Origin of the sequence: Brevibacillus sp. WF146, assembly GCF_001673705.2 — a bacterium.
Taxonomy (GTDB): domain Bacteria; phylum Bacillota; class Bacilli; order Brevibacillales; family Brevibacillaceae; genus Brevibacillus; species Brevibacillus thermoruber.
In genome coordinates this window covers 1,258,557-1,277,857 of sequence record NZ_CP109943.1, presented here as the reverse complement: position 1 = coordinate 1,277,857, position 19,301 = coordinate 1,258,557, and the positions used below count along the sequence as shown (strand labels likewise).

General features: G+C 58.4%; 18 protein-coding genes and 1 riboswitch. Of the genes, 10 read left to right on the top strand and 8 right to left on the bottom strand.

Going from position 1 to position 19,301, the window contains the following annotated elements; all coding sequences use genetic code 11:
- Positions 1-43 precede the first annotated feature (43 nt).
- Positions 44-1,213, top strand: a complete 1,170-nt coding sequence (locus A6764_RS06175) for an MFS transporter (protein WP_044897277.1) — start codon at positions 44-46, stop codon at positions 1,211-1,213.
- 147 nt (positions 1,214-1,360) lie between these two features.
- On the opposite strand, the gene A6764_RS06170 is transcribed toward A6764_RS06175, so the two are convergent.
- From A6764_RS06170 to A6764_RS06150, 5 genes are all read right to left on the bottom strand, one after another.
- Entirely contained in the window at positions 1,361-3,121 is a 1,761-nt protein-coding gene (locus A6764_RS06170; RefSeq protein ID WP_083989795.1) for a methyl-accepting chemotaxis protein, read from the bottom strand.
- A 144-nt stretch (positions 3,122-3,265) separates the two neighbouring features.
- Positions 3,266-3,353, bottom strand: a riboswitch (cyclic di-GMP riboswitch).
- 83 nt (positions 3,354-3,436) lie between these two features.
- Positions 3,437-5,410: a ribosomal protection-like ABC-F family protein gene (gene abc-f, locus A6764_RS06165; protein ID WP_065067047.1), complete on the bottom strand. Its 1,974-nt coding sequence runs from the start codon at positions 5,408-5,410 to the stop codon at positions 3,437-3,439.
- A 429-nt stretch (positions 5,411-5,839) separates the two neighbouring features.
- A complete protein-coding gene (locus tag A6764_RS06160) occupies positions 5,840-6,628 on the bottom strand; it encodes a stalk domain-containing protein (protein WP_065067048.1) in 789 nt (262 codons plus the stop codon).
- A gap of 104 nt (positions 6,629-6,732) precedes the next feature.
- Entirely contained in the window at positions 6,733-7,671 is a 939-nt protein-coding gene (locus A6764_RS06155; protein ID WP_065067049.1) for an AEC family transporter, read from the bottom strand.
- Between the two features lie 31 nt (positions 7,672-7,702).
- Positions 7,703-8,104 carry an Imm1 family immunity protein gene (locus tag A6764_RS06150; protein ID WP_029098620.1) on the bottom strand — a complete coding sequence of 134 codons (402 nt, stop codon included), beginning with the start codon at positions 8,102-8,104 and terminating at the stop codon, positions 7,703-7,705.
- A 342-nt stretch (positions 8,105-8,446) separates the two neighbouring features.
- On the opposite strand from A6764_RS06150, the gene A6764_RS06145 reads away from it, so the two are divergent.
- From A6764_RS06145 to A6764_RS06125, 5 genes are all read left to right on the top strand, one after another.
- Positions 8,447-9,274, top strand: coding sequence for an amino acid ABC transporter substrate-binding protein (locus tag A6764_RS06145; RefSeq protein ID WP_065067050.1), 828 nt, complete (start codon positions 8,447-8,449; stop codon positions 9,272-9,274).
- A gap of 268 nt (positions 9,275-9,542) precedes the next feature.
- A complete protein-coding gene (locus A6764_RS06140) occupies positions 9,543-9,866 on the top strand; it encodes a transporter substrate-binding domain-containing protein (protein ID WP_255309668.1) in 324 nt (107 codons plus the stop codon).
- On the top strand, positions 9,853-10,551 hold the full coding sequence (locus A6764_RS06135) for an amino acid ABC transporter permease (protein ID WP_029098617.1): 699 nt from the start codon (positions 9,853-9,855) through the stop codon (positions 10,549-10,551). Before A6764_RS06140 ends, A6764_RS06135 begins: the two co-directional genes overlap by 14 nt.
- 16 nt (positions 10,552-10,567) lie before the next feature.
- On the top strand, positions 10,568-11,308 hold the full coding sequence (locus A6764_RS06130) for an amino acid ABC transporter ATP-binding protein (RefSeq protein ID WP_035299779.1): 741 nt from the start codon (positions 10,568-10,570) through the stop codon (positions 11,306-11,308).
- A gap of 339 nt (positions 11,309-11,647) precedes the next feature.
- Positions 11,648-12,358, top strand: coding sequence for a GDSL-type esterase/lipase family protein (locus A6764_RS06125; protein ID WP_065067052.1), 711 nt, complete (start codon positions 11,648-11,650; stop codon positions 12,356-12,358).
- Positions 12,359-12,411: 53 nt separating this feature from the next.
- Here the strand turns inward: A6764_RS06125 and A6764_RS06120 are convergent, their stop codons facing one another.
- Positions 12,412-13,194, bottom strand: a complete 783-nt coding sequence (locus tag A6764_RS06120; RefSeq protein ID WP_044897236.1) for a SagB/ThcOx family dehydrogenase — start codon at positions 13,192-13,194, stop codon at positions 12,412-12,414.
- Positions 13,195-13,328: 134 nt separating this feature from the next.
- On the opposite strand from A6764_RS06120, the gene A6764_RS06115 reads away from it, so the two are divergent.
- Both A6764_RS06115 and A6764_RS06110 read left to right on the top strand, forming a co-directional pair.
- A complete protein-coding gene (locus tag A6764_RS06115; RefSeq protein WP_065067053.1) occupies positions 13,329-14,210 on the top strand; it encodes a LysR family transcriptional regulator in 882 nt (293 codons plus the stop codon).
- A 133-nt stretch (positions 14,211-14,343) separates the two neighbouring features.
- Positions 14,344-14,646 (top strand): hypothetical protein, encoded by a 303-nt coding sequence (locus A6764_RS06110; protein WP_065067054.1) that lies wholly within the window; start codon positions 14,344-14,346, stop codon positions 14,644-14,646.
- A gap of 152 nt (positions 14,647-14,798) precedes the next feature.
- Here A6764_RS06110 and A6764_RS06105 read toward each other — a convergent pair whose 3' ends face one another.
- Entirely contained in the window at positions 14,799-16,172 is a 1,374-nt protein-coding gene (locus A6764_RS06105; RefSeq protein ID WP_065067055.1) for a peptide MFS transporter, read from the bottom strand.
- A 176-nt stretch (positions 16,173-16,348) separates the two neighbouring features.
- Between A6764_RS06105 and A6764_RS06100 the strand changes: the two genes are divergently transcribed.
- Both A6764_RS06100 and A6764_RS06095 read left to right on the top strand, forming a co-directional pair.
- The gene (locus A6764_RS06100; RefSeq protein ID WP_065068428.1) at positions 16,349-17,575 is read left to right on the top strand and encodes an IS256 family transposase; all 1,227 of its coding nucleotides are present in this window, start codon (positions 16,349-16,351) and stop codon (positions 17,573-17,575) included.
- A gap of 207 nt (positions 17,576-17,782) precedes the next feature.
- Positions 17,783-18,145 carry a hypothetical protein gene (locus tag A6764_RS06095; RefSeq protein ID WP_152523362.1) on the top strand — a complete coding sequence of 121 codons (363 nt, stop codon included), beginning with the start codon at positions 17,783-17,785 and terminating at the stop codon, positions 18,143-18,145.
- A gap of 27 nt (positions 18,146-18,172) precedes the next feature.
- Here A6764_RS06095 and A6764_RS06090 read toward each other — a convergent pair whose 3' ends face one another.
- The gene (locus tag A6764_RS06090; protein ID WP_029098609.1) at positions 18,173-19,294 is read right to left on the bottom strand and encodes a glycoside hydrolase family 15 protein; all 1,122 of its coding nucleotides are present in this window, start codon (positions 19,292-19,294) and stop codon (positions 18,173-18,175) included.
- Between the last annotated feature and the right edge of the window lie 7 nt (positions 19,295-19,301).

The window sequence follows — 19,301 nt, the reverse complement described above, 5'->3', positions numbered from 1 at the left end:
TGGAAACAGCATGACAAACTGTGTGGAAAGAGGTATGGTTCGCGTGAAAAAGAAGTACCTTGCCCTCCTGTTCCTGGTCGCCTTCCTCACCATGTTGGGCTTTGGCATCATCATACCGATTCTCCCGTATTTCGCCGAAAACGTCGGCGCCTCTTCGCTGCAGATCGGCATTCTGTTTGCCAGCTACAACATCATGCAGCTCCTGTTCGCCCCCATCTGGGGCATGCTGTCCGACCGGATCGGCCGAAAACCGCTGATCGCCTTTGGCTTGTTCGGATTTTCCGTCACCTTTATCCTGTTTGGCCTGGCCGAGAGCTATGCCGCGATGCTGGCTTACCGCATCATCGGCGGGATTGTCTCCGCCGCCGCGATGCCGACGGTCACGGCGATGGTGGCCGACCTGTTTCCGCCCGAAGAACGGGCGAAGGGAATGGGCGTGATCGGCGCCGGAGTCGGCCTCAGCTTCGTGTTTGGTCCCGTCCTCGGCGGCCTGTTGAGCGGGTGGGGCTTTGCCGTTCCGTTTTTCGTCTCGGGCGGCGTGGCGCTGTTGACGTTTCTGATCATTCTGTTTGCGCTGCCGGAAAGCCTGCCGCGAGAGAAGCGGACGGGCAGTTCCCGGGACAAGCGGGGCAATCCGCTGGCCGCCCTGTTTGGACCGCTCTCGCTCCTGTACGGCATCATGTTCATCGTCTCGTTTGCCTTTTCCGGCCTGGAGACGACATTTGCCCTCTACATAAACGATTTGTACGGTTACTCATCGAAAGACCTCGGCTACATGTTTCTCGTCATGGGGATCATCTCCGCCTTCGTCCAAGGGGGACTGATCGGCAAAATGGTGAAGCGGATGGGCGAACCGCTCGTCCTGACCATCGGCCTGATCCTGTACGGCATCGGCTTCTTTGCCATCCCGCTGGCCGCCAATTTTTGGGCGCTGGCGCTCACGCTCTCCCTGTTCGGAGCGGGGCAGGGCATGATCCGCGCCACCGGAACGGCGATGATTACGCAGCGGACCACCCAGGGCCAGGGCGTCACCAGCGGAACGATCAGCTCCATGGACAGCCTGGGACGCATCCTCGGTCCGCTGGCCGGCGGCGCCGTCTACGGATGGTACCAAAGCGGTCCGTTCATCGTCGGAGGCGTATTGATGGTCGTCATGCTGGTCTTGTTCCGCGCCCGCTACCGCCGGCTGCCGGAGCCCAGCGCCCAAGCGTAGGATGCCCACCATCCTTTCGTAATCGAACGCCCGGGGGAAAACGGGGAAGGCCCGGGCTTGACCAGGGCTTCCCCGCTCCATGACAAAAGGGAGTGCATCGATACGGGAATCGTAATCGACACACTCCCTTTCGTTTCAGGAAAAACGCTACACTTTAAACCTGTTTACCGTTTCCATCAAGCCCGTGGCGATTTCACTTAATTGTTGAGCGGTGGACGCCACTTCTTCCGACGATGCGGTCAGTTCTTCGGAAGAGGCTGCGACTTCTTCCGTGGTCGCCGAGTTTTCCTCTGTAACGGCGCTTACCTGCTCCACCCGTTCCATCACGATATCCTTGGACTTCACGATCTCGTCCATGGCCATGTACGTCTTCTTCATCAGAGGGGCGATGTTTTCGACGGAAGCCAGGATATCCGCAAAGGATTTTACCGTGTTTTCCACCGATGTCACCTGCTCCATGACGGAGGCTTCCACGTTCTGGGACGTTTTGATCACTTCATCCGTATCGTTGTGGATCGATTCGACCAACTGGAGAATGGTATTGGTATGCTGCCTGGACTCTTCCGCCAGTTTTCTGACTTCTTCCGCCACCACCGCAAACCCTCTGCCTGCTTCTCCCGCTCTTGCCGCTTCAATGGCCGCATTCAACGCCAGCAGGTTGGTCTGGTCCGATATGCCGGAAATGATATCGGTAATGCCGCTGATCTCCTTGACCGAGTCGGTCAGAATCCCCACTTTCTTGACAACGACTCCAATGGCTTGTTTGATCTCCTCCATGGAGGTGACCAGCTTATCCATTTCTTCTTTTCCGATATGGGCTTTGTTCTCAGCCGTTTCGGTTTCGTCCTTGACGTTTTGCAGTTCCTGATACACATGTTCGATGTTGCTGGTCAACTGCGACAGAGCCCCGACAATCTCGGACAAATCCTGGGCCTGAGTGGCCGCTCCCGCTGCTACGTGCTGCATGGTCGCAGCAAGCTCCTGATAGGATGCCGACATTTCCTCCGAAACAGCCGCCAGGTTTCGGGAATGATCCGTCACTTCATGCGAATTGCTCTTTACCTCTGTCAATGCTTTTTTCATGTTGTCGATGACCACTGACAACGACCTGTTCATCTGGGCAAATTCGTTTTTGCCTTCCGCTTCCAGCGAAACGGTGAAGTCATATGCCGAGAGCCTTGCCAGGACGCTGTTGATCTGAGCCATGGAGCCTTTCATCAGTGTTGTCAGGAGCAGCGTCAGGCCACCAACGATTACGGCGATTCCGACAGCAACTCCAATAAACCGGTTTTTCGCCTGCTGGTATTCCCCGTCGGCTTGATTCACCACTTGTTTCGCCTCATCCGCCTGCAAGGTCACCAGTTTGTTGATATTGGTTTGAACAGTGTCAGCATACTGGGTGAGTTGGGCTCTCTCTTCTTCCGTCGTTGCCACGTTGGACTTCAATCTGCCGATATACGAGTCCACTGCTTCCAGATAACGGGTATAATTTCTGTCGATTTCGTCAATAATGGCCCTCTGTTCCTCGCTCATCTCTTGATTCCGAACTTCTTCGAGGATGCTGCCCGCGCTGGACTTCTGGGTTTCGATCGACTGTACCACATTTTGATCATAGCGACTGGCAAACAACAGTTTTGCGGTTTCAAGCCTGATGCTGTAAAAGTCCGTTTCAAACTGCTTCAGTGCAAGGGATTTGAGCATGTTTTTCTCGTACAGATCGTCCATGTCCTGACTGAACGCTGCCATGTTGTTCAAGGCGGTGAAGGAAAGATATCCGACGGAAACCAATGTGACGACAAATAATGTAAGCAATAATGTGGTGATTTTCACGTTTTTGGCTACGTTCTTGTGTTTTACAACGATTGCATGATGATCTTGCTCATTGTCAACTGCATGTCTTGCTGCCACTTTTGATACCTCCAGGTTTCATGATTACGGTTGCCACTCATCCTTGCCTCTCGTCAATCCCTGCCAAATTCGGGCCCAACCCCCTTTTTCTGCCAAAATAAAAAAAGCCTTCCTGCTAAAAGGGCAAGAAGGCTTAAAAAACAGATTGGCAACCGGCTGCCATAGTAAACGAAGTTACCTTAGGCCCTTAGCTTTGCGTCCCTACTTTTCAATAGGTTTGCCTTTTTTCAAAATATATCAATTGTCAATATAATGGTAACTTATACCGTTGCGTTCCGTCAAGGGGGACACCTTTTCTCCTGCCTGCTCTCCCGGCTAGCTCTCCTGCCGCTCCATCCACTCGCGGTACAGGGCGTCGATCTCCTCCGTCAACCGCTCCAGCTCCTGCTGCCAGCCGATCCGTTTCCGGTAGTCCGTCTCGCCGCCGGACAGCAGGGCCATCACCTCATCCCGCCGGGCTTCCCGCTCGGCGATCGCCCGCTCCAGTTCCGCCAGCTTGTACGGGTTGGGCCGCTTGCGGGAGCTGGCCGCATCCGGGCCGGAACCGGCCGGTTTCATCGTGTGCGGCATCGTTTCGGCATGCGGCCGCTTTTCGCTTTGCAGCGGCTCCCCCGCTTTCCGCGCGTTCTCCGCCGTCCGGCTGCCAGCCCCGCTGTGCCGCTGTCTTCGTTTTTCCCGCGCCTCTTCAAAGGTTCCCTCGTCGTGGACCAGCCGGCCGTTTTCCACCCAGTAGACGCCGTCCACCATCTTTTGCAAAAAGTACCGGTCGTGGGAGACGATGAGCAGCGATCCCTGAAAGCCGGCCAGCGCCTCCTCCAGCGTTTCGCGCGCCTCAATGTCCAGGTGGTTGGTCGGCTCGTCCAGCACCAGCAGGTTGACGTCCTGGTGCATCAACTGCGCCAGCCGCAGGCGCATCCGCTCCCCGCCGCTCAACTGGCCGATCCGCTTGAACACCTGTTCGCCGTAAAACAAAAACGCGGCCAGCCGGTGACGCGCTTCCGCCTCGGAGACGGCCGCCGTCTCCCGAAACACGTCGATCACCCGCCGCTCCTGGTCCCCCTCCAGCGCCCGCTGGGAGAGATAGCCGAGCTTGACACTGCTTCCGATCCGCACCGTTCCCGCGTCGGGCGGAAGCTCGCCCACCATCATCCTGATCCACGTCGACTTGCCACAGCCGTTGGGTCCGAGGATCGCTTTTCGCTCGCCGTACCGCAGCAGGAGGGAGGCGCCGTCAAACAGCCGCTTCCCCCCGAACGACTTGCTCACGCCCTCCGCGACCAGCACCTCTTCGCCGCTCCGCTCCGCCTTGTGAAACGCCAGGCCCATCCGCTCCGCTTCCAGACGGGGCCGTTCGATCCGCTCCAGCCGGTCCAGCGCCTTTTCCATGCTTTTCGCCCGGCGGTGAAACGCCTCGTTGGGCGGATTGGAGCGGTTGCCCCACTCCTTCAGCCGTTTGATCGCTTCCTGCATCTTTTTGATCTTTTTCTGCTGCTCCTGGTACTCGGCAAACTGGCGCAGCAGCCGCTCCTCCCGCTCTTTGACGAAGGTGCTGTAGTTGCCGGTGTAGTGTTCCGCCACGCCTCCGTCGAGGTGGTAGATGGAACTGACCACCGCGTCCAGAAAGCAGCGGTCGTGCGAGATCATCAGCACCGTTCCCGGATAGTCGCGCAAAAACCCCTCCAGCCACTCCATCGCCTCCAGGTCGAGATGGTTGGTCGGCTCATCCAGGAGAAGAACGTCGCTCTGCTGGCAGAGCAGTTTGGCCAGTCCCGTCTTGGTCTGCTCCCCTCCGCTCAACCGCGCAAAGGGCGTGGACAGAAATCCCTCGGAGAGACCCAGGCCGTCCGTCACCTGTGCCATGCGGGCTTCCCACTGATAGCCGTCCAGCCGCTCAAACTCGGACTGCAGCGTCTGGTAGCGCCCGATCAGCCGCTCCAGCTCTCGGTCCGCTTCACCGACGCGGCTCATCTCCCGCTCCAGTGAGCGCATCTCTTCCTGTATCGCCAGGACGTCGCCAAAGGCGCTGGCGATCACGTCCCGCGCCGTCCATTCCGGCGGGTACTGCGGCGTCTGCGGCAGGTAGGCCCAGCGGATGCCCTTCGCCCGGAACACCTCTCCCGCGTCGGGCTGCTCCAGGCCGGCCAGCAGCTTGAACAGCGTGGTTTTGCCCGCGCCGTTCGGTCCGACGATGCCGACCCGCTCGCCCGCCTTGATCTCCAGCGTGACATCCCGCAGAACGGGGTCCGCTCCGTACGACTTTTGCACGTGTTGGGTCGCGATGATGATCATGGAAAAACGCCTCCTTGGGGTTGTGCCACCGCCCTGCCCGACAGACAGGTCCGGCCAAGCGGGCCCGCTCCCGCCCCGGAAACGTTGGAAACGCCTCCTGCTCCGGGCAGCACACTCGCCGGCGGCCTTTTTTGGACGCAAAAAAGCCGCAGGCCTACACCTGCGGCATCGTCGCGCAATCGGACAGTCGATGGGTTATCGATGCATGGTACGCCTTGGTTGATTCCGCTCAATTGTATGACCAAAAAAGGGCAGACTACCCCCTTGGCGGATTCCCTCATGCGTCATGCTGGTAACTTCTACCACAAACCACGCTTGAACGGCACCAAACACGTACCTGCACCTCCTTCCCCAGGATGATCGTACCAATCTTTTCTATCTTATTACTTTACAGCATCCGGGTGGGAAAGGCAACAAAAAGCCAGGCCCTCATCGGCCCGGCTGGCTGTTCTTCTGCTGTTGAAACAGCGGCTGTTTCGTATCGGCATCGTAAAACTGGACGGTTGTGTTCGGCGGCAGTTTCGCCCGGGCGATCAGATACGGGTAGGTGATCACCTGGGCGTAGATCCTGCCCGGGTCCGGCTTGGTCTGCTTGACGTACACCTTGAGCTGTTCCAGGCTCCACTCCGTACCGGTCACCTTCAATCCGTAACCGGGATTGGGCGCCTGGCCGAGGGCGATCACGTACAGGCTGCCCAGCTTGTGTACGCCCCGCTGCTCCTTCACCTTCTGGACAAACGCTTTTTCCTCTGCGCTCAAAAGCGCGTTCTCGAGCACCTTGAACGCATCATCGTCTCCTTTCGGCTTCACGATATCCACCTCCTTCGTGCTTGGGTTCCAACGGATCGAAAGCCCTGCCTGTTCGATCACCCAGCGGAGCGGCAGATAGACGGTGCCGTTGTACTGCCGGGCTCCGTGCTCGATCGTGGTCCACTTCCCGTCGACGGCCGCTTCGTCGGTGTGCAGTTTGAAAGCAAGTGTCCTGTTCGACGGCAGCGTCAGCACCCCTGTATCGCCCTCCACCTGCCAGGCGGCTTGCAGAATCCCGCTCACATCCTCCGCGGCCGTGTAGGTCCGCTGGTTCACGGTAATGGCCTCGTGCTTCCACTGCGCGGCGTGCCCGTTCACCGTGATCTTGGCGTTCACGGCAGCCCCGGCCGGAATGGCGAGGAGCAGTTGCAGCCCGACGGCGCAGGCCACAGCCTTCTTCCATTTCATGCGCAATTCCTCCAATCTGTTACATCCTGTATTGCTGTTCACCTTGTATGACTGCATGGAGATGGGTAATGTTTCATGATAAGCCAAAACCGATCCGACCGCGGTCAGCGGATCAACAAACTGCCCACCATCAGCACGGCGGGAATCGTCAAGAGCGCGAGCAGCGTGGAAAAGACCGTCGTCATTGCGCCCATCTCCTCATCGGCCGCGTACCGGGCGAACAGGATGGACGCCATCGCCACCGTCGGCATGGCCACCTGAACGACCGCGACGCGGGTAATCTCCGCGTCCACATGCAGCACGGACAACAGCAGCGCCGCCGAGAGCGGAAACACAAACAGCTTGAACGTGATCGGCACGCCCAACAGCGGTAGGGACACCTGCGGCTTGCTGCGCAAGAGGAGCGGCAGCAGCATGCCGATGTACAGCATCGCCAGCGGCGAAGCCAGCCGGGCCAGCGCGGCGGCCAACTGCTTCACCGGTTCCGGCGGCGTCAGGCCGGACATCGCGAAGCCGAGACCGGCGACGATGGCGATCATCGGAATGTTGACCATCGCTTTCAGTCCCTTCAGCGAGAAGGCCCCTTTCTCCTGCAGCATCATCACCGCCACGGTCCACATGACAAAATCAAGCCCGGCGTCAAAGACGGCGGCGAGCACCGCCCCTTTCGGCCCGAACAGGGCGGCGCACAGCGGAAGGCCGATAAATCCAGTATTGCCCAAGCCGGAGAGAATAGCCAGTTCGCGCCGCTTTTTGGCAGACAGCGGCAGCGTCCGCGCCCCCAGCCAGCCGATCAGAATGCCGAGACAATTCAATAGTACGGAAACAGCGAATATTGCAAAAATTTGCAGCATGAGGCGGTCGTCAATCGGCGTTTGAAATACCCCGTCCAAAATGATGCAGGGCATCGCCACATTGACGATGATCGTGATCAGGATCTGGCGGGAATCGGCCGCGAGCGGCTGTCGGCAGCCGATCACCGCACCGATGCCGATGATCGCCGCCATCACCAGGATCGATTGGATGAGCGTGTTTATTTCCATCTTCGACGACCTCCGGTGCCTCTTCCCGGTTCTACATCTCCACCGGCTGCCAGGAGAGGCCGTTCGGTTCCCCTTTTTCGCAGGTGCGCAAAATGTCGCCGCAGACGGGAATCGCCTGCTCCAACGGTACGCACCAGGCGGCGGGAAAAGCCACCTCGCTGCCCTCGATCGTCAGTGTCGTCATGACGGCCGGCGGCTTGTCCTGCGCCAGCACGTAATGGCGCTCGACCGGCTCGTGTTCTTTCCACTGGACCAGGACGAGTCCCTGATTCCCGCCGGCCACCACCAGATCCACGTGGTCGCCGTACGCGGCGTGCACCAGCGTCCGGGTCGTTCCGTCCAGTTGGGCGATCGCCTTCAACACCTCGTGCCAGGCCGTGTGGTTTTGCTCCGTACCGGTTTCGTCCGTATACATGCGCCAGTCGTTCAGCATCGTGAAATCTCCTTTTTTCTCTCCGGCGCCATATCGCCACGAGCGCCGCCGGAGGTCCGTTTTTCGATGATGCGATGATGCCAGAAGAAGCAGCCCCCGCTTTCCGGTAAAGGGGGGCTTCGTTCCTATTGTACGCCTCTTCGTGTGCAGACTCAACCACGAACTTCACAGCCGGGCGGCGACTGGGCGAGCCATTGTGGTCGCGCAGCCATCACCCTTCATGCCTTTTTGGTTATCCTAAAAAAAGAGAAGGGAGGCCGGATGTTTCTGGTCATTGACAAATCGGGCACAGCCTTTTAGTATGAACCATGAAATTCATATCAACTTAGTGGGGGTTTCTCGATGAAAAAATGGGTTTGTGTCGCATTAATTTCTAGTTTGTTACTCGGAATTACAAGCTGCGGTACTTCCACAACGCCCGCCCAGCCTGAACAATCCGGTTCTTCCGCCGGCCAGGCCGCCCCGCAAAACCTGCTGGAGAAAGTAAAGGCGGAAGGCAAACTGGTCATCGGCACGGAAGGCACCTATGCCCCGTTTACGTTCCACGATCAATCGGGGAAACTGACCGGCTACGACGTGGACGTCATCACCGAAGTGGCCAGACGGCTCGGCGTGGAGCCGGTCTTCCAGGAGACGCAGTGGGACGCCATGTTCGCCGGCCTCGACGCCAAGCGCTTTGACGTGATCGCCAACCAGGTGGGCATCAAGAAGGAGCGCCAGGAAAAATACGATTTTTCCAAGCCGTACTCCGTTTCCCGGGCCGTGCTGGTGACGCACAAGGACAATAAAACGGTCAAGGACTTTCCAGACATCAAAGGCTTGAAAGCCGGCCAGTCGATGACCAGCAACTACGCCGACATGGCGCGTGAACTGGGCGCCGAAATCGTCGCCGTCGACAATTTCAACAACGCCATCGACCTGATCGCCACCAAGCGCGTCGACGTCGTGATCAACGACAACCTGTCCGTCCTCGACTTCCTGAAACAGAAGCCGAACACCCCGATCAAGATCGTCAAGGTGAAAACGGATGGTGTCCCGTGCGCCTTCATGTTCCGCAAAGGCAGCGACGAATTGGTGCAGGAGATCGACAAGGTGCTGGAGAGCATGAAGCAGGACGGTACGCTGAAGCAGATTTCCCAAAAATGGTTTGGCGAAGACATCAGCCAATAACCCGGTTGCCTCTGCCAAGTGGCGCGGCCTCTGATTCCGGTCGGACGGAGGTCGGCCACTTTTCTTCTTACACCCAAGAAACGGCGAGGCTTTACCGACCTCAATCCCGTTTGCGACAGAGCGGAATCCGGCACGTTGACAAAACGGCCAAACCCTTTTAGTATGGTCTCAACATCGCAACCCGTCACATCGCTTCAGGGGGATTTTTCACGAAAACACGATGGTTTTCCGCACTCATCTCCCCCTGCTTTTGTGTGTATCCCCTTTTATGTTCCACGACCCGTCGGGCAAGCTGACCGGCTTTGACGTGGAAGGGGTGTCAGCTTCAACCGGCGATCGACCTGCTTGTCTCCAGGCGGGTGGGCGTCCTCATCACGACGGCCTGTCCCTCTTGGACTTTCGGAAGCACAAGCCGGACACGCCGATCACAATCGTCGTCAAGCATCCGGACAGCGCCAGGAACGGCTTCGTGTTCCGCAAAGGCGGCAGGGAGCTTGTGGACGCGTTCCACACGGCGCCGGACGACAGGATGAACGACGGCACGTATCAAAAAATCTCGGAGAAATGGTTTGGTGCAGATGTTTCCAAGTAGCTTGTTCGACAATCCCGAACGCCTGAACAGATGGATCGAGATCGCGCAGAGCTCGTTTCTTCCCCTGTTGAAAGGAGCGCTGACGTATACGCTGTCGCTGTCCATCATCTCGTTTGCCATCGGCCTGGTGATCGCCATCCTGACGGCGCTGGCCCGCATCTCCGGCAGCAAGCCGCTGGTGGCCGTCGCCCGCGCCTACGTCTCCATCATCCGCGGCACGCCGCTTTTGGTGCAGCTCTTCATTATCTTTTTCGGGCTGCCCAGCGTGGGTCTGACCATCGACCCGTTTCCGTCCGCGGTGATCGGCTTTTCCCTGAACGTCGGGGCGTACGCGTCGGAAGTGGTGCGGGCCGCGATTCTGTCCATCCCCAAGGGACAGTGGGAAGCCGCCTATTCGCTGGGGATGACCTACCGGCAGGCGCTGCAGCGCGTCATCCTGCCGCAGGCCGCCCGCGTCTCGGTGCCGCCGCTCTCCAACTCGTACATCAGCCTGGTGAAAGACACGTCGCTGGCCGCAGCCATTTTGGTGCCGGAGATGTTCCGCAAGGCGCAGGAGATCACCGCCACCACCTACGAACCGCTGCTGGTCTACTCGGAAGCCGCGTTCATCTACTGGCTGATCTGCCTGGTCCTCTCCTTCATCCAGGACCGGATCGAAAACAGGCTGGACCGCTACGTCGCCTAGAAGGGGAGAATGTTGGATGATCGTCATTTCGAATCTTCACAAACGCTTTGGAGACCTGCATGTGTTAAAAGGGGTCTCGCTGACGGTGGAAAAAGGCAAGGTGGTCGTCATCATCGGGCCGTCCGGCTCAGGCAAAACCACCCTGCTGCGCTGCCTCAACGCGCTGGAGCTGCCGACCGAAGGCAGCGTCCAAATCGGCGAGGTAAAGCTGGACTTCTCCGCCCGGGGCAAGGTGGACAAGGCGGAGATTGCCCGGCTGCGCAGGCAAACCGGCATGGTGTTTCAAAGCTACAACCTGTTCCCGCACATGACTGCCCTGCAAAACGTGATGGAGGGGCCGGTCACGGTCAAGAAGGAAAATCCGGACAGCGCCAGGGCCAAGGCGGTCTCCCTGCTGACCAAGGTGGGGCTGGCGGACAAGCTGGACCACTACCCCGCCCAGCTCTCCGGCGGCCAGCAGCAGCGCGTCGGCATCGCCCGCGCGCTGGCGATGGACCCGCAGGTGATGCTGTTTGACGAACCGACGTCCGCCCTCGACCCGGAGCTCGTCGGCGAAGTGCTGAAGGTAATGAAGGAACTGGCCCTGGAAGGCATGACGATGGTCGTCGTCACCCATGAAATGGCGTTTGCCCGGGACGTGGCGGACGAGGTGATCTTCATGGACCAGGGCGTGATTGTGGAACACGGCACGCCGGAGCAGCTCTTCACCCGCCCGCGGGAAGAGCGTACGCGCCAGTTTTTGCAGCTCCTGCAGTGATCAGCCGGCGCTCCTGTACGGCAAAAAAGACTCTGTGTTTTCGCGGAACACAGAGTCTTTTGCGTGGAAGGCGTCAGCCGCCAGCAGGCTGAAAAACAGCAGGAGCCTTTTCACGTCTTCTAGAACTTTTACAAATTCTTTAAGGTTTCTCTATCTTCCCGCAACATCTGTGGCCTACCATTAGAGGTGTCAGACCCTACGATGGACAAATCGTCCTCCATGTTTCCGCCCGTTTAGCCCCCTTCTAAGCCGGGCGGGCTTTTTTTGTGCGTATCGCGACGGACGTGTTGGCGCTGGGCGGCTGTGGTACAATCGTCCGTAGATCATGACGAGGAGGAGATGGCGGTGGAGAGCAGCCGACCATCCGTAATCAGGCCCGGACTGTTCAGCGTGGAGGCGGCGGCGGACCGGCGGCGCCGGGAATTTGACCACCATAACGAAGCGATTTTGCACAAGCAGGTGCCGGTCGACGTGGTCTTTTTCGGCGATTCGATCACCCACTGGTGGGACGTGTCCACCTATTTCGGCCGGGCCGGACGCGTCGTCGTCAACCGGGGCATTGGCGGCGACACGAGCGAATACGCCCGCAGGCGGTTTGCGGCCGACGTGCTGCAGCTCAAGCCCAAATACGCGGTCATCCTGATCGGGGTGAACAACACCTGGGCCCTGGACGCGTGGCACCCCGAAGAGCGCAAGACGGCGGAGCAGATCTGCGAGGAGGTTGTCGCCGACGTCGAAAGCATGCTGAAGGCGGCACAGGAACACGGCATCGTGCCGATCCTCTGCTCCATCCTGCCGACGCGGATCGACCGCTATGCGCGGAACGAAGAGCGCAACCGCCTGATTGTTCGCATCAACGGCGGACTGAAAGACCTGGCCGAACGATTGAACGTCATCTACGTCGACTACCACACGGCGCTGGCCGATGCGGACGGCGTGACGCTGCGGGAGGGACTGGCCGACGACGGCCTGCACCCGCACGTGCTCGGATACGACATCATGGCCGCGGTATTGCGGGAGACGCTGGCCGGGCACGGGATTGACCTGTAAAAAGAAGGCGTCCGCCTGTGCCCGTCATGTCTTGCGGGCAGCGGCCGGCGCGATCAAACCGGCCGCCTGTCCTCCAGCCAATGACCGCCCGCCACCTTGCCGACCGACGCCATCAGGACGGAAAAGTGAGAGGTGCCGTCGATGCCCAGGTACTCGTTCATGTTTTTGTCGAACCAGTGTCCGACGGTACATACCCCCAGCCCGATCGCATTGCCGGTAATGTGCAGATTCTGCGCGATGTGACCGGCGTCCCACCAGACGTAGCGGTAGGCCCGCTCTCTGTACTTGTCCCTGGTCCGCTCCACCACGGCGGTCCAGACGAAATTGACCGCGGCGCGGCGGGTCATCTCCTGCTCCTCCGTAAACAGGTAGGCCACCTCCGAGACATCCTCCCGCTTCAACAGCTCCAGGCACCAGTTCTGCACATCCAGGTGATACAGCCCTTTGTCAAGCGACTCCACGTTGTTGATCAATAGATACGTTTCGATCGGATACAGCGCCCCGGCGGAGGGCACCGTGCGCAGTTGGTAATCGCCCATGTCGGCGGTGATGCCCGTCGTCCCCCACAGCAGGAGGTTCAGCTCATGGAGCGTCAGCGGGGTCTTGGTGAAATTGCGCTTGGAGCGGCGCTCGCGCAGCAGCCGCCACAGGTCGGGAGAAGCGGGAAAGTCGGGCGTTCCCAACGGAATGCGGGCGAGGGCCTCCTCGTGGCGCAAATAGGTGGGCGGCCGTTTGGAAAAGTCGTAGCGCGACGCCCAGCCCTTTTCCAGATCGCCCAGGGCGTACGAGGTCGCTTCCAGGAATTCGCTGCAGATGCGCTGCCAATCGGGATGCATGTTTCTCTCTCCTCCCATGGGTAGTCAGGTTGATCATGCTTGTATCCCTGAGTATACGAGCGCCTTTTGCATTAGTAAAATGATGCTTTATAATAGGGATCATAAGTTTTTTCTAATGAAACGGAGTGAACGCGATGACGCTTGCGCAGCTGCAGGTCTTTGTCGCCGCCGCCGAGTCCGGCAGTTTTACCCGTGCCGCCGACGCCCTCGGCTATACGCAGTCTGCCGTTTCCCAGATGATCAACAACCTGGAAAAGGAGCTCGGCGTCCAACTGTTTCACCGCAGCCGCAGCGGCATCACACCGACCGGCATCGGGGATCGGATGCTTTCCCACGCGCGGCACATCCTGCAGATCACGTCCTGCATGCAGCAGGAAGCGGCGTCGGCCCGCGGACTGGAGGTAGGCGTGCTGCGGATCGGCTCCATTCCCAGCGTGGCCGCCAAAGTGCTGCCGGGCTTGATCGGCTCCTTTCGCAGGCGGTTTCCCCAGGTGGACATCGTCCTGTTCGAGGGGGAGCACGAAGAGATCCACAACTGGATCACCAGCTCCGTCGTGGACATCGGCTTTACCACCATGCCCGACAAGGACCTGCAGACCATTCCGCTCTTGTGCGACGAGATGAAAGTGATCCTGCCCGATCAGCATCCGCTCAAGGACGAGCCCTTTCTCACCTTTGCCCAGATCCGCGACCGGTGTTTCATCATGCCGAAGGACACCTGCATCAAACGGCTGCTGAGCGCACACGGCATCACGCCCAACGTCACCTTCGAAGTCAGGGACGCCACCACCATCCTGTCCATGGTGCAGGAGTGGATCGGCGTCACGATCCTGCCGGAACTGTACCTGCCGGAAGTGATGCCGAAAGTGGTGGCCGTTCCGCTTCAGCCGGCGATCCGGCGGGAGCTGGTGCTGGCCGTCCGCAGCCTGCAGTGCGTCTCCCCCATCACCGCCGAATTTATCGTTCACAGCCAGCGTTTCGCCGCAGCGGCACACCCCCGTTCGACTTCGGCGTAGTCCCGCTTTCGTGCGGCGCGGGTTTGTTCCCCCGAAACACGACGGCTCGCAGCAGCGCTCCCGGGACATACGGCTGTAAGTTATGCATCACACGCAGCAGCGACCAACCCATGGATGAAAAGGATGAAGCACGGTGGCATTTGGAATCACCAGAGAAGAGCTGAACAACTGGAAAGAGGCGGTCGCCAGGGGAGAGATTGCGTTTTTGACGCACTACTGGCTCGATCTGCGTTTTCCGGACGTCAAAACGGTAACCAAGGTGGGATGCCGAAACCTGGAGGTCTTGTCCCAATGGTGCACCGCCCATGGACTTGACCCCCGATATATCCACAACCGTCCGCCGTTCCCCCACTACGACCTGATCGGTCCGAAGCAGAAGGAAATCCTGCAGAAGGAACGCCTGTGGGACCATTTGCGGCGGTTCAAGCTGCTTTGAGAATCGCGGAAGTGCCCGTCGCAGAAACGTGCCCGATGAAGAGAAGGCCAACCGGCTCTGCCCGGCTGGCCTCTTTTCTTCATGCAAAAAGAGGCATGTCACGTGTTTCCACGTGTGCCATGCCTCCAATGTCACCATCTTCTCACGCCATGCTATTCCATCATCTGCACCAGCTTGCGGGAGAGCAGCAGGAGCAAGAGCCCCATCACGATCGCCAGCAAACCGATCAGGCCAAACACTTCCAGATAGCCGAGCGACTGCGTATAGGACGCCAGTTCGCCCGCCAGGATGTTGGCTACGCCCGAGCTGGCCAGCCAGACGCCCATCAGCAGGGAGGCCAGCTTGACGGGAGCGATCTTGCTCACCATCGACAGCCCCACCGGCGAGAGGAACAGTTCCCCCAGCGTGTGCATGAAGTACGTCAGCACGATGAACATGACGTTGGCTTTGTTCAGAATGTGGTTCTCGTCGCTTCCGGTCTGCATGACCGCGAGGAGCAGCACCATGTACCCCAGGCCGAGCATGATCATGCCGAGACCCATTTTGGTCGGGATCTTCAGGTCGCCCCGTCTGCTGGACGCCAGCTTCACCCACAAACCGGACAGGATCGGCGCCAGCAGCACGATGAACAGCGGGTTCAGCGACTGGAACCAGGAAGTCGGCACCTCGTAGCCGAACACCTGCTTGTCCACAAACTTGTCGGTGTACAGCGTCAGCGAGCTGCCCGCCTGTTCAAATCCGGCCCAGAAGAAGACCACAAAGCAGGTGATGATGATAATGACTGCGGTCCGCTGTTTGTCCTTTTTGGTCAGCGGAGCGTTGGCCGCGGCGGCCTTGGCCTTATCCTCCGATTTGCCCACGGGCTTCTTGCCGATGTCGCCGAGATAGCGATTGCCAAACACGTTGAAAATGAGCTGGCCGATAATCATGCCGATCGAGGCGGCCAGGAAGCCGTATTTGAAGCCGTATTGAACCACGCCGTTCACCGTGGTCTTGAAGAGGTCTTCCGCCAGATATCCGCAGACGAGCGGCGCGAAAAAGGCCCCGATATTGATCCCCATGTAGAAAATGGTGAACGCAGAGTCACGTCTGTTGTCGTTTTCCGGATACAGTTCGCCGACCAGCGTGGAAATGTTCGGCTTGAAGAAACCGTTCCCAATAATCAACAGACCCAGACCGAGATACAAGCCCAACAGGCTGTGTTCCGCAAACAGCACGAAGTTGCCGACCGCCATCGTGATCCCGCCGATCGTGATGGCCAGCCTTCTGCCCAGGTAGCGGTCGGAGAGGTATCCGCCGATCAGCGGCGTGAAGTAAACCGCTCCGGTAAAAAATCCGTAGATGCTCATGGCGACGCTTTTTTCAAACCCGAGTCCCCCGCTGATCAGCGCGGTGGTGAGATACAGGGTCAACAGCGCCCGCATGCCGTAGTAGCTGAACCGCTCCCACAGCTCCGTAAAAAACAGCAAGTGCAAGCCAGGAGGATGTTTTGGTTTGCCTTGCTGCGTGTTCAAAGCTGCCTCCATATAAGTCCCTCCTAGATGTCTGACAACTAACGTTTTGTATCATATCACAGTTTTTGTAGTTGAGTCCATATAATTGTGTAAAAACGGAGTCTCTTTAAAATAAGAGAGCCATTTCAAAAAACCCTCGGTTAGAATGAAGTTGTCCAGACAACATTCCAGGAGAGGGGATTTTGAAAATGGCTCATTACCAGATTACTGTAGATTCGCAGCTTTTGCAGCAACTATTTCTCGGAAATTCGCAGGATTCGGGGGTGGCCAAGCTGCTGGAATCGGTATTGAATCAGGTATTGCAGGCCCAGGCTACGGAACAGCTTTCTGCGGAACCGTACGAACGTACAGATGAACGTCAAGGTTATCGAAACGGTACATATCCTCATCAATTGACCACGCGTGTGGGAACGGTCACCCTTCGGGTGCCACGAATTCGAAACGGAAAGTTCTCGACAGAAATGTTTGCCCGCTATCAGCGAAGTGAACAAGCCTTGGTTTTAGCTCTCATGGAAATGGTGGTGAATGGGGTATCAACTCGAAAAGTTGCCCAAATCACGGAGGAACTGTGTGGAACCGAATTCTCTAAGTCTACTGTTTCCGACCTGTGTAAACGCCTGGATCCGATTGTAACGGCTTGGAACAACCGAAATCTACGAGAGAGCTTCTATCCATTTCTCATTGTAGATGCCCTCGTTTTAAAGGTGCGTGAAGAGGGGCGTGTACGCTCTCGTGGCGTGATGTTGGCCTACGGGGTGAATAAGGAAGGCTACCGAGAAGTCCTTGGACTGATGCTTGGAGATAGTGAATCAGAGGCCAGTTGGAGTGAGTTTTTTAGCTGGCTGAAAGATCGAGGCTTGCGAGGCGTAGAACTGATTGTGTCCGATCAACATGGTGGGCTCGTACGAGCCATTCGTACTCATTTTCAAGGGGTGACGTGGCAACGGTGTCAGACTCATTTTATGCGAAATATTCTTGACGCCACCCCCAAGCAGCTGCAGGAGGAGTTGTATCCCCGTGTTCGTGCGATTTTGGATGCCCCTGATCTTGAAACGGCACGGTTGTTGTTGCAACAAACGGTGGAAATATACGAGGCCAAAGCTACAAAGGCGATTTCGGTTTTGGAGAATGGTTTTGATGATGCCACAGCCATTCTTCTGCTGCCCGAAAAGTACCGTAAACGACTTCGGACAACAAATGGCATGGAGCGACTCAACGAAGAAATTCGACGACGAGAACGTGTCATTCGCATTTTTCCTAACCGTGAATCGGTTATTCGCCTAATCGGAGCTTTGCTTATGGAGATAGACGAAAAATGGGCAAGTGGCAAAAAGTATCTCGATATGGCAGAGTATTTGGAATGGCGAGAAACTCAGGCAACAAAAGCGGTGTCTAAAGTGACTCGCATTGGCTAATTTATTTCTCTACCGAGGGGAATTTACACACAAATACGGACTTGATCGTTTTTGTGAATCTCCCCATATTAAAAATATTTTTTATTTAATTAGTATTGATAAACTTATACAGTTCCAGTATAAAAAATCCGCGTCACATCAGCATTTTTATGTGCAAACAAACATATTCTTTCTATATGATCTGTAAAAAAGTGGAGGTTTATGCACGTGGAGAAAAGGCTGCTCAAGACGGCCGTCTACAGCTTTCTGATCGGATTTGCCTTGACGGTCATCTTCGTGCCCATCGGCCAGGAGCGGATCGGCTGGCTGGGCGATGTCAGCACGGCTGTGAGTTACCCTGACTATTTTTACATGGTCTTCCGTTGCGCGTTGATGTTTACCGCCGTTTGCGTCCTCGTCGCGTTTCTGCGGGTGGCCAACAGGCAGACGGACGGGAAAATTCTGCTGGCGCGCTTTGTCTTCGAGTGGATCATCGAACCACTCAAGTCCCTCTTCATCGGCTTTGCCTCCGTGACCATGATCGGGATTGTCCTGGTGCTGGCCGTCGCCGCCTTTCTGATACTGTTTTAGCCCCCTGAAAAAAAGACGCGGGCCCCCTCAGGGTACCCGCGTTTTCTGTTCTTCATGCCCCGCCGCCTTCAGCTCATCCGCCAATACCAGGTACATCGCGTGCGACCACAGAAGCGGCACCGCCGGCATCCCGGCCCGCTCCACCCACGGCTGGTAGCGGTCAGGCGCGAGCAGATGCTCCTGCACCTGCTCCGGCAGGCCGTCCGTCGTCCGGGTCGATTCGATCCAGCGGCAAATTGCCGCGGCCTCGCTGCGTCGGCCGTTTCGCACGTAATACCAGCCCAGCCAGGCGGACAAGAGCGGCCACTGCCCGCCGCCGTAATAAGTGTCGCCCCGGTAGCGGTGAACGCCGAAGCCGGCCAGAAGCTCCCGCTCGATCCGCGTCACGGTCCGGACCATCAACGGATCGTCTGCGTCCACCAGTCCGAACGGCAGGGACAGCCACAGCAGGCTGGCGTCTGCCGACGGATCGCCCAGCGACTTCACAAACGCGCCGTTCTCCGTTCCCCGCTCCAGCACGAAGCGGCGGACGGCATCGGCCAAGCCGTTCAGCTCCTCCGCCCGTTCCGGCAGACAGTCCGCCATCGCCCGCACGCCGCCGTATACGGCCGCCAGTGTCGCCGGGTGGATGCGGTCGCCGTGCTCCTCCCAGCAGTCAAAGTTAGGCATCTGCCAGCACGCCCCGAGGTAGTCCAGCGTCAGGTCGACGGAGGCGCGAAACCGCTCGATCAGGCTCCGCTCCCCGCTGCGGCGGACATGCTCCGCCAGCCCCCAGAGCCACGTCCCGTACCCGTCCAACTGAAAGCTGCCCCATTCTCCCGCCACTTCGTCTCCGTCGACGGTGAAGCGGGCGTGCAGGAAGCGCCTGTTGGCCTCCGCCGCGCTGCCTGCCCACCCCGCGCGAACAGCGGCGATCGCCGCTTTGGCCTTGCCGGCGTGTTTGTTCACCACGGAATCACACCAGGCGTAAAAGCGGCGGGAGCTCTCATGGCGGCCGAAGCGGTCCAGCGCATAGGCGACAAACGCCCCGTCCCGCAGCCAGGCGTACCGGTAATGGACAAACGCAGGCGATGCCAGATAGGCGCCCGTCTCCGCCTGGTGGCGCAGGATGATGTCGATGCTGTGGTCGATCAAGGACCTCGTCGTCACGGCACTC